This window comes from Enterobacter sp. E1 (assembly GCF_016809815.1).
GTDB lineage: Bacteria > Pseudomonadota > Gammaproteobacteria > Enterobacterales > Enterobacteriaceae > Enterobacter > Enterobacter adelaidei.
In genome coordinates, this window is sequence record NZ_JAFBJM010000004.1 from 312,443 (window position 1) to 326,506 (window position 14,064).

At 53.1% G+C, this 14,064-nt stretch carries 12 protein-coding genes and 1 pseudogene; 6 read left to right on the plus strand and 7 right to left on the minus strand.

The features are described 5' to 3' along the window. Nucleotides 1-181: 181 nt before the first annotated feature. The 4 genes from lolB (at nt 182) to dauA (ending at nt 4,536) form a co-directional block, all read left to right on the plus strand. On the plus strand, nt 182-793 hold the full coding sequence (gene lolB, locus JGF26_RS13285) for a lipoprotein insertase outer membrane protein LolB (RefSeq protein ID WP_028018744.1): 612 nt from the start codon (nt 182-184) through the stop codon (nt 791-793). Continuing rightward, nucleotides 790-1,659: a 4-(cytidine 5'-diphospho)-2-C-methyl-D-erythritol kinase gene (gene ispE / locus JGF26_RS13290; RefSeq protein WP_134708094.1), complete on the plus strand. Its 870-nt coding sequence runs from the start codon at nt 790-792 to the stop codon at nt 1,657-1,659. Before lolB ends, ispE begins: the two co-directional genes overlap by 4 nt. Before the next feature lie 125 nt (nt 1,660-1,784). Beyond that, nucleotides 1,785-2,732: a ribose-phosphate diphosphokinase gene (prs, locus tag JGF26_RS13295; RefSeq protein ID WP_003856663.1), complete on the plus strand. Its 948-nt coding sequence runs from the start codon at nt 1,785-1,787 to the stop codon at nt 2,730-2,732. A gap of 124 nt (nt 2,733-2,856) precedes the next feature. Continuing rightward, nucleotides 2,857-4,536 carry a C4-dicarboxylic acid transporter DauA gene (dauA, locus tag JGF26_RS13300; RefSeq protein ID WP_049005085.1) on the plus strand — a complete coding sequence of 560 codons (1,680 nt, stop codon included), beginning with the start codon at nt 2,857-2,859 and terminating at the stop codon, nt 4,534-4,536. Here dauA and JGF26_RS22425 read toward each other — a convergent pair. Beyond that, nucleotides 4,522-4,650 (minus strand): annotated as a pseudogene (locus JGF26_RS22425) (MerR family transcriptional regulator); the annotation flags it as partial. The gene dauA and the pseudogene JGF26_RS22425 overlap by 15 nt on opposite strands. A 58-nt stretch (nt 4,651-4,708) precedes the next feature. Then, entirely contained in the window at nt 4,709-4,984 is a 276-nt protein-coding gene (gene ychH / locus JGF26_RS13305; protein WP_028018741.1) for a stress-induced protein YchH, read from the minus strand. A gap of 274 nt (nt 4,985-5,258) precedes the next feature. On the opposite strand from ychH, the gene pth reads away from it, so the two are divergent. Both pth and ychF read left to right on the plus strand, forming a co-directional pair. Then, nucleotides 5,259-5,843 (plus strand): aminoacyl-tRNA hydrolase, encoded by a 585-nt coding sequence (gene pth, locus JGF26_RS13310; RefSeq protein ID WP_134708093.1) that lies wholly within the window; start codon nt 5,259-5,261, stop codon nt 5,841-5,843. 126 nt (nt 5,844-5,969) lie between these two features. Further along, a complete protein-coding gene (gene ychF, locus JGF26_RS13315; protein WP_010432886.1) occupies nt 5,970-7,064 on the plus strand; it encodes a redox-regulated ATPase YchF in 1,095 nt (364 codons plus the stop codon). 54 nt (nt 7,065-7,118) lie between these two features. Here ychF and JGF26_RS13320 read toward each other — a convergent pair whose 3' ends face one another. The 5 genes from JGF26_RS13320 to JGF26_RS13340 all read right to left on the minus strand — a co-directional run bounded on the left by JGF26_RS13320 (nt 7,119) and on the right by JGF26_RS13340 (nt 14,063). Then, complete coding sequence (locus JGF26_RS13320; RefSeq protein WP_134708092.1) at nt 7,119-7,412, minus strand: YciI family protein; 294 nt, start codon at nt 7,410-7,412, stop codon at nt 7,119-7,121. Nucleotides 7,413-7,805: 393 nt separating this feature from the next. Further along, nucleotides 7,806-8,324 (minus strand): hypothetical protein, encoded by a 519-nt coding sequence (locus tag JGF26_RS13325; RefSeq protein WP_134708091.1) that lies wholly within the window; start codon nt 8,322-8,324, stop codon nt 7,806-7,808. 275 nt (nt 8,325-8,599) lie between these two features. Next, entirely contained in the window at nt 8,600-9,082 is a 483-nt protein-coding gene (gene comJ, locus JGF26_RS13330) for a competence protein ComJ (protein WP_134708090.1), read from the minus strand. A gap of 143 nt (nt 9,083-9,225) precedes the next feature. Then, the gene (locus JGF26_RS13335; protein WP_134708089.1) at nt 9,226-9,657 is read right to left on the minus strand and encodes an immunity 26/phosphotriesterase HocA family protein; all 432 of its coding nucleotides are present in this window, start codon (nt 9,655-9,657) and stop codon (nt 9,226-9,228) included. Further along, nucleotides 9,654-14,063 carry an RHS repeat-associated core domain-containing protein gene (locus tag JGF26_RS13340; RefSeq protein WP_238934219.1) on the minus strand — a complete coding sequence of 1,470 codons (4,410 nt, stop codon included), beginning with the start codon at nt 14,061-14,063 and terminating at the stop codon, nt 9,654-9,656. The genes JGF26_RS13335 and JGF26_RS13340 overlap by 4 nt, the downstream gene beginning before the upstream one ends. Between the last annotated feature and the right edge of the window lies 1 nt (nt 14,064).

Here is a 14,064-nt window from a genome sequence, read left to right on the forward strand (position 1 = left end):
GCGTTAATAAGGTTAGCAGAACGCATCATACAGGATGCGCGAGATCAATAAAAGAGACTGCACCCTTTCGGAGTAATAGGTTACATCGCGCTTTGAGATAATTTGAACGTAGACGGTGGGCCCCTTCAACGCTAGCATTAACAGTTATAACTGCAACGTATCTCAAGGATTTGTCCTCATTATGACCCGACTGATTCGCCTGCTGCCGCTGGCCGCACTGGTTCTGACCGCCTGTACTGTCACCCAACCAAAAGGCCCAGGCAAAAGCCCTGATTCTCCGCAGTGGCGTCAACACCAGCAGGACGTCCGTAATTTGAGCCAGTACCAGACTCGCGGCGCTTTCGCGTATCTCTCTGACGAACAAAAGGTTTATGCGCGTTTCTTCTGGCAGCAAACAGGCCAGGACAACTACCGTCTGCTGCTGCTGAACCCGCTGGGCAGCACCGAACTGGAGCTTATCGCGAAACCGGGCGAAGCGCAGATCACCGATAACAAAGGCCAGCATTACACCGCAACAGATGCCGAAGAGATGATTGGTAAGCTGACGGGAATGCCTATCCCGCTCAACAGCCTGCGCCAGTGGATCCTTGGCCTGCCGGGGGATGCCACCGACTACCAGCTTGACGATCAGTACCGTCTAAGCCAGGTGAATTACGCGCAGAATGGCAAAACCTGGAAAGTGGTGTACAGCGCCTATGACAGCAACAGTAAACCTTCTCTGCCATCGAATATGGAACTGACCCAGGGCAGCCAGCGTATCAAGCTGAAAATGGACAACTGGATCGTTAAATGATGACCCACTGGCCCTCTCCGGCAAAACTGAACCTGTTTTTATACATCACCGGCCAGCGTGCTGATGGCTATCACACCCTGCAGACGCTGTTTCAGTTTATTGACTATGGTGACACGATCTCGATTGAGCTGCGTCAGGACGGGCAGGTTTGCCTGCTGACGCCTGTCGAAAGTGTTGCGCATGAGGACAACCTGATTGTCCGCGCTGCGCGCCTGCTGATGAGAGCGACAACTGACTCCGGACGACTACCGACAGGAAGCGGCGCAAATATCCGCATTGAGAAACGTCTGCCAATGGGTGGCGGTCTCGGTGGGGGCTCATCCAATGCCGCAACCGTGCTGGTTGCTCTGAACCATCTCTGGGGTTGTGGGCTGTCGACGGACGAACTGGCAGCCTTAGGATTGACGCTGGGCGCGGATGTACCGGTGTTTATTCGTGGTCATGCGGCATTTGCCGAAGGTGTAGGTGAGATCCTCTCTCCGGTCGAGCCGCCGGAAAAATGGTATCTCGTTGCCCATCCCGGCGTGAGCATTCCGACCCCGGTCATCTTTAAAGATCCTGACCTGAAAAGAGATACTCCGGTTCGGTCAATAGAAACGTTATTAAATTGTGAATTCAGCAACGATTGCGAGGATATCGCAAGAAAACGTTTTCGCGAGGTTGATGCGGTGCTTTCCTGGCTGTTAGAATACGCGCCGTCGCGCCTGACTGGTACAGGGGCCTGTGTCTTTGCTGAATTTGACACCGAATCCGCCGCTCGTCAGGTGCTTGAGCAAGCGCCGGTTTGGCTGCATGGTTTTGTAGCGCGTGGGATGAACACCTCTCCCCTACAGCAGGCCATTCTGGCGCAGACTGAGTTTCGGTGACAACGTCACCCTGTTCCAGACGTTGCATCGCGCTCTTTAATACACCGCCTGGGTAGTATTCGCCTGGCCCGCACAGTTTGCGGCGAACGCTATCCACCACTGGACGCATGCCTGAGGTTCTTCTCGTGCCTGATATGAAGCTTTTTGCTGGTAACGCCACCCCGGAACTAGCACAACGTATTGCCAACCGCCTGTACACTTCCCTCGGCGACGCCGCCGTAGGTCGCTTTAGCGACGGCGAAGTCAGCGTACAAATTAACGAAAATGTACGCGGTGGTGATATTTTCATCATCCAGTCCACCTGTGCTCCAACAAATGACAACCTGATGGAACTGGTTGTTATGGTCGACGCGCTGCGTCGCGCTTCAGCAGGCCGTATCACTGCTGTAATCCCTTACTTCGGCTATGCCCGTCAGGACCGTCGTGTTCGTTCTGCACGTGTACCTATCACCGCCAAAGTTGTTGCTGACTTCCTGTCCAGCGTCGGCGTTGACCGCGTACTGACCGTTGACCTGCACGCAGAGCAGATCCAGGGCTTCTTCGACGTCCCGGTAGATAACGTATTCGGCAGCCCAATTCTGCTGGAAGACATGCTGCAACTGAACCTGGACAACCCAATTGTGGTTTCTCCGGACATCGGTGGCGTGGTACGTGCTCGTGCTATCGCGAAGCTGCTGAACGATACCGATATGGCGATCATCGACAAACGTCGTCCGCGCGCTAACGTTTCTCAGGTGATGCATATCATCGGTGACGTAGCTGGCCGTGACTGCGTGCTGGTTGACGACATGATCGATACCGGCGGTACGCTGTGTAAAGCTGCAGAAGCACTGAAAGAACGTGGTGCCAAGCGCGTATTCGCTTACGCAACTCACCCTATCTTCTCCGGTAACGCGGTAAACAACCTCCGTAACTCCGTCATTGACGAAGTTGTGGTGTGCGATACCATCCCACTGAGTGACGAAATCAAAGCGCTGCCAAACGTGCGTACTTTGACCCTGTCCGGGATGCTGGCCGAAGCGATTCGTCGTATCAGCAACGAAGAATCCATCTCAGCTATGTTCGAACACTAATCGAGCACGGCCAAAAAACCCGCTGCGGCGGGTTTTTTTGTCTTTAATATTTATTTGTATGATCAATGCCTCCTTCACCTGCCATTCACATGACAGATGATGCGCATCTGGAAGATAGATAATTGTGAAAAACGTAACCTCCTCACATGTTCTGCCCTTTCGCGCCCTCATCGACGCTTGCTGGAAAGAGAAATACACCTCGTCACGCTTTGTACGTGACCTGATAGCCGGGATCACCGTTGGCATTATCGCCATTCCGCTGGCAATGGCGCTGGCGATTGGCAGCGGCGTTGCACCACAGTATGGCCTTTATACTTCGGCCGTTGCCGGGATCGTCATTGCCCTGACCGGTGGTTCACGCTTTAGCGTCTCTGGCCCGACCGCTGCCTTTGTGGTGATCCTCTACCCGGTTTCCCAGCAGTTTGGCCTGGCAGGCCTGCTGGTTGCCACCCTGATGTCCGGCGTCTTTTTGATTTTGTTTGGTCTGGCCCGTTTTGGCAGGTTGATAGAATACATTCCCCTTTCCGTGACGCTGGGGTTCACCTCCGGGATTGGTATCACCATCGGAACCATGCAGATCAAGGACTTCCTGGGCCTGCAGATGGCTCACGTACCTGAACACTATCTGCAAAAAGTCGGTGCGCTATTTATGGCGCTGCCGACCGCCAACCTGGGCGACGCCGCCATCGGGATTGTGACGCTGGGTACACTGATTGTGTGGCCTCGTCTGGGCATTCGTCTCCCTGGCCATCTGCCCGCACTGCTGCTGGGCTGCGCGGTAATGGCCATCGTCAATATGTTCGGTGGCCATGTCGCTACTATCGGCTCGCAATTCCACTATGTTCTGGCGGACGGTTCACAGGGAAGCGGTATTCCGCAGCTGTTACCGCAGCTGGTGTTGCCGTGGGATATGCCCGGTTCCAGCTTCACGCTAAGCTGGGATTCCCTGCGCGCCCTCCTTCCCGCGGCCTTCTCAATGGCAATGCTGGGGGCCATTGAATCTCTGCTCTGCGCGGTGGTACTGGACGGCATGACGGGAACGAAGCATAAAGCCAACAGCGAGCTCGTTGGTCAGGGTCTGGGTAACCTTATCGCACCGTTCTTTGGCGGCATCACTGCAACGGCAGCCATCGCACGCTCCGCGGCAAACGTGCGTGCCGGGGCAACATCCCCCATTTCGGCAGTGATCCACTCCGTGCTGGTGATCCTCGCCCTGCTTATCCTTGCTCCGTTGCTCTCCTGGCTACCGCTTTCAGCCATGGCAGCTCTGCTGCTGATGGTAGCCTGGAACATGAGTGAGGCGCATAAGGTGGTGAACCTGCTCCGCCGTGCCCCGAAAGACGACATTATCGTGATGCTGCTTTGTATGTCGCTGACCGTGCTGTTTGATATGGTCATTGCCATCAGCGTCGGGATTGTGCTGGCGTCCCTGCTGTTTATGCGTCGTATTGCGCAGATGACGCGTCTTTCCCCGGTGAACGTCGAAGTGCCTGACGATGTGCTGGTTCTGCGCGTGATTGGCCCGCTGTTCTTTGCCGCCGCGGAGGGGCTGTTCAGCGATCTCGAATCCCGCATCGCGGGTAAACGGATTGTGGTGCTTAAATGGGATGCCGTTCCGGTGCTGGATGCCGGTGGCCTGGATGCCTTCCAGCGCTTTGTGAAACGTCTGCCGGAAGGCTGTGAGCTGCGCGTGAGTAACCTGGAATTCCAGCCTCTACGCACCATGGCGCGCGCGGGCGTGCAGCCAATCCCTGGCCGACTCTCCTTCTACCCTAACCGTGAAGCCGCATTAGCGGATCTGTGAGTGGCCTGATGCAGAATAACGTCTCTGCATCATCACCCGGGTGGCCTGCTGGAGCGATGCAAGCACGGCAGGCACCATCCATATTCCCTTCATCATATGCGGTTCCTGCTTCATGTCCGTGCAAAAAAAAACGACTCCCTTGGGAGCCGTTTCGGTGTTCTTTATCGTCGCACTAACTGTGCTTGTGCTGGTCGCGACGACAGCGCTTGTCGTAGTGGCGCACCCACCAGTATTTGTCACACACTTCCTCACGACCGCTCATGCGGGCCCCTGCCAGCCACAATACCGCACCAATGAAGATGCTCAATATAGCGCCATGCGCGAAGTATTGCGGGAGGTCAAGCTGCGGCAGTTGGTTTAAAATTGAATAACCCACGCCGGCTACCATCACGAACAGTCCCAACCCCATCAGCACGTTACCGAATAACGAAGCGTTTTTGCGTTTCATGTGTCACCTCCGGAACTTTGGGTTGTCAGGGGAAAAGCCCCTAATCCTTGTGTGTAAAGTATAGACAACGCCTCTTTTATGAGTTGCGTGAATGATCACAATTACCGATCACATCCAAACAAAAGTTTACAAATAAGACGTTGAACAGCTTGAAATTCTAATTGTTCAAATAAGAAATTATTCGTATTCCGCTGTGAAGATCGCAGAATTTTGTCAAGCGGCTCGTCAGACAGTAAACTACGCGCCAGATCTGGAACCCATTAGGAATTGAATCGTGACGATTAAACTGATTGTCGGCCTCGCCAACCCAGGCGCAGAGTATGCGGCAACACGCCATAATGCCGGGGCATGGTACGTCGATCTCCTGGCCGAGCGGTTACGTGCTCCTTTGCGTGAAGAACCTAAATTCTTTGGCTATACCTCACGTATCAACCTTGCTGGCGCTGATGTTCGTCTGCTGGTGCCAACCACCTTTATGAACCTGAGCGGTAAAGCCGTGGCGGCGATGGCAACGTTTTATCGTATCAACCCGGATGAAATTCTGGTGGCGCACGATGAGCTGGATCTCCCGCCTGGTGTGGCAAAATTCAAACTGGGCGGCGGGCACGGTGGCCACAACGGTCTAAAAGATATCATCAGCAAGCTGGGTAATAACCCGAATTTCCACCGTTTGCGCGTGGGAATCGGTCATCCGGGCGATAAAAACAAAGTTGTTGGTTTCGTACTCGGTAAACCCCCGGTTTCTGAGCAGAAACTGATTGACGGGGCGGTAGACGAAGCGGCTCGCTGCACTGAAATCTGGCTGAAAGATGGGTTAACCAAAGCGACAAACCGCTTACACGCTTTCAAAGCGCAATAATCCGCCCGATCCGGCTTTTTTACCGCGCGTCATGCGGGTTACGTGTATAATAGGCGTAGTTATTTACTTTTCATCAATCGGTTATCGTTAACGGATTGATTATCAAGATATTAAGGTGATTTAGAAATGGGATTCAAATGCGGTATCGTCGGTCTGCCAAACGTGGGCAAATCCACCCTGTTTAACGCGCTTACCAAAGCGGGTATCGAAGCGGCGAACTTCCCGTTCTGTACCATCGAACCTAACACCGGTGTTGTACCAATGCCGGACCCGCGTCTGGACCAGCTCGCGGAAATCGTGAAGCCGCAGCGCATTCTGCCAACCACCATGGAATTCGTGGATATCGCGGGCCTGGTAAAAGGCGCATCCAAAGGGGAAGGTCTGGGTAACCAGTTCCTGACCAATATTCGTGAAACCGAAGCGATCGGTCACGTTGTGCGCTGCTTCGAGAACGACAACATTATCCACGTAAACAACAAAGTGGATCCGGCTGACGACATCGACGTTATCAACACCGAGCTGGCGCTCTCTGATCTCGACACCTGCGAACGCGCAATTCACCGCGTGCAGAAGAAAGCCAAAGGCGGCGACAAGGACGCGAAAGCGGAACTGGCTGCGCTGGAAAAATGTCTGCCACAGCTGGAAAACGCGGGCATGCTGCGCGCGCTGAAAAATCTGACGGAAGAAGACAAGGCGGCAATCAAATACCTGAGCTTCCTGACCCTGAAGCCAACCATGTACATCGCCAACGTTAACGAAGACGGTTTCGAGAATAACCCGTACCTCGACAAAGTGCGTGAAATCGCGGCGGCTGAAGGTTCTGTGGTTGTGGCGGTGTGCGCTGCCGTTGAATCCGACATCGCCGAGCTGGACGACGCCGACCGTGAAGAGTTCATGGCCGAGCTGGGTCTGGAAGAGCCGGGCCTGAACCGCGTGATCCGCGCAGGCTATGAGCTGCTGAACCTGCAGACCTACTTCACCGCTGGCGTGAAAGAAGTACGTGCGTGGACCATCCCTGTAGGTGCAACTGCGCCTCAGGCGGCTGGTAAGATCCACACCGACTTCGAGAAAGGCTTTATTCGTGCGCAGACAATCGCGTTTGAAGACTTCATCACCTACAAGGGTGAGCAAGGCGCGAAAGAAGCAGGCAAGATGCGTGCGGAAGGGAAAGATTACATAGTTAAAGATGGCGATGTAATGAACTTCCTGTTTAACGTTTGATTTGTTTTGAATGAAAAAAATCCACGCTTTGGCGTGGATTTTTTTATTCCGGGGTTAAAACACATTTTCCAGGAGTTCTGTTTTCATGCTGGGTTCAAAGGGAATGATTTCGGCAGTCGCAAGCTTTAACCTCTGAAAAGGATCCTCGCGTAAGCGCTCTTCAAGAGAGGCAAGGCTCTCACATTTCGCGACAATGACCCCACCGTTTCTTGGGATCCGTCTACCGGACGCCAGGAATATCCCTTCCTCGTACCCCTTTTTAAGCCACTCAACATGAGCAGGTATCGCTGCGTCAACCTCTTCAAGTGGTTTGATATAGGTCAGTATGACAATGTAAACCGTACTCATCCTTTGCCTCTTAGCTCTGCTTTAAACCGCTTGTTGGAACTGCTTATGCAGCTCCTCTTTTGCCACCCGGTATTGGTATAACGTTTATGTGTATTTTAATCTTAATACGCGGGTCCGGATTGGGACAACACGTTAAGAATCATAGGAAAAAACCAATCATGCCAGCCGTTTTTTACCGCACAGTTACTGACAATGACGACTTCCCTTGGGAGAGTGGGTGTTAAGCAATAAAAAAAGTCCCTTGGGGAGGTGCTGAGAAATATATTTTTAACACAGTGCATTGAAGTTTGTCAAAACGGCTGGTAACGGCTTTTGTTCATTTAATATAAAGAATAATTAACGTGTTGAATAGAACATTGCATAGTCTAAAAATGATATGCCGAAAGTATATTTTTACCCTTTAGCGATCACAACGCTTCTATAATCTGTTTCATTTTTTATCCAGAACATTTCATCTTGAGGTAACGATCCATCACTGCAGAAATCAACAAGTTCACCTAACCACCCATCAGAAACATATTTGTGATAATGCATACTCTCAACATATTCAGAAAATAGTCGCTTACTATCAAAGTCTATAAATAAATCCGGCATTAGATCATATATATCCCACCAGGTTGTTTTTTCTGAAAGTCTATTGTAAAACGCCTCAGCTATATCATCCTTATCGTATAAATAACCATCTTTAATTAAGTTATCAATGAATATCTGTACGTTTTCTTCATTTACTACTGGTATGTCATATCTTTCCTTATGGATATCCTGTAGGTTTATTTCTACCCCGCTTTTCACAAAATCGTCTACCCATTTAACTCTGTCCAAAACCCACTTTTCTTTAAAGGCAACAAACCAAAAAAATCTTCCTTCGTTCTTTACTATTACAAGGAGTTCATCATCTTTATTAACATTCATATAGCAACCTAATTTACATTCCCCGAGCCTGGAATCGCTACTTCTTCAAGCTCCATAAAGTGAAGGGCTCTGCGCATTGCCGGTAAAGACGCGGCGATGCAATCGGCCAAGGCTGTCGTACTCGCTGCGGCTGGTCAGCAGCCCTTGGGGACGGTGGGAAAGATTACATCGTCACAGACAGCGATGTGATTAACTTCTTGTTTTATTTTTGATTTATTTTGAACGAAAACTCCATACAGTGGCGTGACGTAGTTTTTTTATATTCCAATTTTAACTTAAAAAAAACCTTCTTTGAGAGGATAATCTTTTATTCCTCCCCAAGGGTCATCTAGCAAAAACTTAGCAGTAATAGCTTCTTTTGTCGGTACAAGAGTGAAATTATAGTAAATTTCATCCCCTTCACAAATCTCATAAAAGAGTGAATAAACCTTATCGTTCACATCTATATTTAAATCGAATTTCTCAGTTACAGAAGCGATTTGCAGCTTATGTTTATCCGTAATGAAAAATGGTACAACAATACAGCGCTGAGCATTTTCATCCAATTTGAAAGCATTCTCTATTTTGATATTGACGTTTGCTCCAAACGCGTCCTCTGGTAATGGATCGAATATAACATAATCCTTGTGTAGAACAGCACCTTGAGAAACATTGCCTTTTCCCCACTGACTCAGTTTTTCGTCATAATCTCGGGAACGTAAAAATATTTGACTATGCGAAATCAGTAGGTCAACTATTTGTATTTTTTTATCATTCATTACATTACCTCTATTTTTATTCTCGCTCTACCTATAATGTGAGGTCAGGCCATCAAAAAATAAAATTCCCGTGATATTTTTCAAGGCGTTAATGAGTTGCTGTAATACGAAAGGTGACAGGGGAAGCACCCTTCCCCTGATACTCAAATATTGGTCAGAATGTTATCGACAAGCTCAAACCCTGATACCCCCATTGTTGTGTAATTAGGGTATTCTGCAACAGATAATCTCCTGATTTCGTCCTCTCCATTATACAAACCACCTGCATAATTAAATATTTTCAGTTGTTTTTTTTCTTCTGTGAGATCAGCGTAACCAATAATTTTCCAAACGCCTTTGCTGATATTTTGGTTGCCAGTAAAGATAACTTTCATCTCCTTACCAAACTTTTCAAAAACTAAAGGCGTTAATGAACCGCTATCCATAAGTTCTTCAGTATGCTGTAATGATAATATGCAGAACCCTATTGCTTGCTTAAATTTTTTGCTTGGAGCAAAAACAATATGACAAATCGCATATTCCCCATTACTCAATGGAATGACAAAAATGTCACCCTCTTTATATTTTACTTTCATAAACCATTACCTTTCAGAATTGATAACGCATCTTTCAATACTTTCCCACCCCAATCACTGCTATGACCCGCAATATCATATGTGCTAGCATTTGGGTTATTAGGACTATATGATCTGATTTTATTGAGGAGATTTGTTAAGGAATTCGTTGACTTAGCTCCACCATTAAGATCCATAATTCTTTGTTCCAAGTATTTAGCTTCAGCCTTGGTCAAATTATTATCAAATATAGTCAGCTGTTCCAAATGAGATTTACCCGGTGTATTTGCATGGCTATTTAAACGCGTTGGTGCATCCCCACGTCCTACATAGATAATATTCTTTCCATCGTGTAGCACATACAACCCTTGTCCATTTACAGGATCATAATGTTTGCCTGTTCCCCCAGCCCTACGTGTAGAAGGTAAACCCTTACAAGGTGTTAGACCTAAAGGATCTGTCCAGATTATAGGATTAGGAGCATAGCTGTAAAGATTTAACCCGCCATTTAACCCTATCGGGTCCTGCTGCGTAAACCTTCCGCAGTCCGGGTCATAATACCGGAACAGATTGTAGTGCAGCCCTGTCTCACGGTCCAGGTATTGCCCCTGCATCCGCAGGTTCTGAGAATATCCTGATATCTGCGTCTCGCTTTCCCGCAGCAGCTTGCCCCAGGCGCTGTTCACTCCTTCCCAGCGCACCTGCCCCTCGATATCCGTCATCCGCTCCGGCGTGCCGTTGGGCTGGCAGTGGAACCAGAAAATCTCCGGCGCATCCACGCCGTCAATACGTGCCAGCGGATCGTAGCTGTCCTGGTCGCTGTAGACGTAGGTCAGAGGCACATCCCCGTGCACTTCCTGCAGCAAGCGGAACCCTTCCCAGACAAACCGGGTGGTGACCGGCTTGCCGGCTGGCTGACCGCCCAGCATCTGGCGGCGCGTTTTGCTGATGCGGCGTCCGAGCGGGTCGTAGCGGAAGCTGACCTGCGTCTGCGGTTTATTGCGGTCCCGCGGCTGGCTGATGACCTCCGTCAGGCGGTGTTCACCGTCATAGCGGTAGTGCCAGCGGGTCTGGCCGTTATCTTTTTCCACGGTGCGGCCGTGGATGTCATAGCGCCAGCGAATGCCGTTCAGCTGCGTCAGGCGGTTGTGCGTGATCTTCTCAGCAGTGCCTTCGAGCGGGTTACCGGCCGCATCCCAGCGCCACTGCTCCTGTCCGGGCAGCGTACCGTCCTGAACGAGCAGACGTCCGGCGCTGTCGTACTGCCAGCGGTACCAGCTGAACGGGTTATCGTCCCGCTCTTCCCGCACCAGGTTATTGCGGTAGTCGTAATCCCAGCGGCGGGACCAGCGACGCGGCGAAGGGCGCTGAGCGTTGCCGGTGAAGACGTCCCGGCGATGCAGGCGGCCGAGGCGGTCGTACTCGCTGCGGGTGGTCAGCAGCCCCTGGGTGCGGCTGGTCTCCCGGTGAAGTTCGTCGCGGGTAAAGTCGGAGACCGACAGCTTATCAAGGGCAATGCTGAGCAGATGCCCGCTGCCGTAGTAGAACTGCTTCAGCTCGCGGCCATCTGGCAGCGTGACGGACGTGCGGTTGCCCAGCGCGTCATACTGCCACGCCAGCTCGCCGTGCTCACCCGCCTCGCGCGTGACGCGACCGAGCGCGTCATACTCAAAGGCAAGCTCCTGCTCTGCCTCGGTGCTCCACGCATCCGCTGAAAGCGCAGGGTGCAGGCCAATCCGGCTTAACAGCCCGGACGGGGTGTAATGGTAGCGGGTCTGCCCTTCCGGCGTGGTGCGGGCGACCAACTGGCCGCTCGCGCTCCAGGCAAAGGCGTGAGTAATGGCTTCGGGATGACCGGCGGCAAAGGTACGCGCTATCGTGCGCCCGCAGGCGTCGTAGCGATACTGCGAGGCCACCCCATCGAGCCCCACCTCTTCCAGCAGCAGCGAGTCTGCGCCCCAGCGGAACTGATACGCTTCGCCGTTTTCGTTTTCCAGAGCAATCAGACGCCCGCGGCTGTCCCAGCGGCGGCGAACCTCTTCGCCCCGGGTATTGCGGATGGCAGTTAAGCGCCCTGCCTCATCGTATCTGAACTCACTCTCTTTCCCGTCGGCGCCAGCATGCTTCACAGGCAGGCCACGTTCGTTCCATTTGAGCGACTCTGTCCAGCCTTCCGGGCGATCGAGCTGCACCGGACGCCCTGTAGCGTCATAGCGGTAATGGGTCTCTTCACCGTCAGCGCTTATCTCAGTCGTCAGCCAGCCCAGCGGATGATAGTGATACCGGGTCGTGCGGCCAGAGCAATCCGTCGCACGCACGACTTGTCCGGCCTCGTTGTACTCCTGGTAGCGGCTGTTCCCGGCGGCGTCCACCTCTTCAACCACCTGACCGAACTCATCCCGTCGCAGCTGCGTGGTCTGCCCCATCGGGTCCACCACGCGTTTCAGGCCGTGGTGTTCGTCGTACCAGAACCGGGTGGCACTGCCGTCTGCTTCGATAATCGCCGCGGGAAGCGCACGGTGCTCCAGCCAGGTCGTGGTACGGGCATTGCCGTCGGCGTCGATCTCCTGCACCCGATTGCCCATGTCGTCGTAGACGAAGGTGACGACGTTCCCGAGCGGATCGATGCGTTGCGTGAGGAGCTCGTTGTCATCCCACGCGTAGCGCCAGTTCTCGCCGCGCTCGTCAACGTAGCGGACGATCAGATTTTGCGCGTTCCAGTAGTGCTGACGTTTCTGACCATCGTAGTGTTCAACGGTGGTCAGCCCGGCGTTCAGATCGTAGGTGAAGCGACAGCCATCCCCTGTGCTGGTGCGGTTTTCCACCACGCGCCAGTGGTCAAATTTTTTCCAGCGGTATTCACTTTCCAGACCGCCCGGCAGGCGATGCCAGACCATCAGGCCGTGGTCGTTATAGCGGTATTCACGCGTCACCACGCCGGAAGCATCCGTCGCGCTCGCCAGCTGTCCGCGCGCATCGTAGCGCCACTGCATCAGCGGCCATGTCTGGTTACCGTCAAAATGGCTGGCAGCGGTCACGCGCTGCGGGAAACGTTCATCTTCATAGCGCAGGGTGACATCTATCGCCCGCAACTCATCGTGCAGACCGACCAGCCTGCCGTGCTCATCCCACTCCGTCAGCAGCGCGTTGCCGTATTCGTCGCTGAGAGAGGCCAGACGCAGGATAGATGGCTCCGCCCGGGTTGGTTTATACAGACGCCACACAGCGCCGTCATCGTCGGCAATCGCCACGTCGCCGCTCTCATTGCGGCGGATAATGATGCCTTCGCTGATGCTGTAAAACGCGCGGTCAACCGGCGGCAGCTCAAAAGTCAGCTCTCGTCCTGTTTCATCGAACCAGGTGGCGTTGTTCTCTTCCAGCGTCAGATAGCTGTCAAAGGTGGTAGCCCAGCCCAGGCCAAACAGCCCTTCGCGGGTGGTCAGGCTGTTATAGCTGCGCTGCCAGCGAAGCGGGAAACGCCCCGGCAGCGAGAAGTCGAGCTCGTCGTCGTCATTCAAGACCTTCACGCCAGTGGCGGCGTGAACCGGATGCGAGGAGCCAAACACGGCATTGACGGCCATATCGGCCAGCATCCCGCCGCCGGCTGCCGCCAGCGCACAGGGCATGTTTTTCAGGATCTTGCCCGGACGCCCGCGCAGCAAGGATAGCGCAATCATCCCCAGCGCCAGCCCAGGCGTTTTGCCGCTTTTGATATCGCGGACCGTCAGCGTATCGCCGCCAATGATCACGTTCGGGGAGACATCGTCGGAAACGGTGCCTTCGCAGGTGGTGCGATCTTTCGCACGCACAGCGGGTTGTCCGTTGATGAAGACGCTTTTGGAGCCTTCTGCCAGATACTGCGGCCCGGAGTGTTTTTCGCACGCCACCTTGTCTTCTTCCAGCGGCGAAGTCCCCGCAGCGGCAGATGCCACACTCGGCTGCCACATTTCACTGCCGAACTGTCCGGCAGCGGAAAGCAGCATGCCCGCGTAATCGGCAAAGCTACCCGGGGACTGCGGTTCGGGCGAAGGGGTATCCGCGGGCGTCAGCGTGCCCGCCGCGCGTGCAGCAGGGATCGCATTCGTCAGAACGTTATTCGAGCCAGTGGTGATTTTACCCGCAGGCGATGGCGGGAAAAGTGCATTACCCAATCCCTCCGCAGCGTTGCTGATATCGTCGGTGATGCCCGCCACGTTTGCCAGCACCCCGCCAATGATACCGCTCAGCAAACAGCTGGAACCAATCGCCGCCACGCCTGCGGCAGCAGCCCCCGCCCCCAGCAATGGTGCAGCGACGGTGGCTGCCGCGCCCACCGCCGCACCGATCACCGCATAGGCGGCACCTTCCGCCACAATGCTGGTGATGTCAGCAAAAATGCTGGAGTGAATAATCTCATCGCCCTTACGGGCCGCGTTGTTATCGCTCATG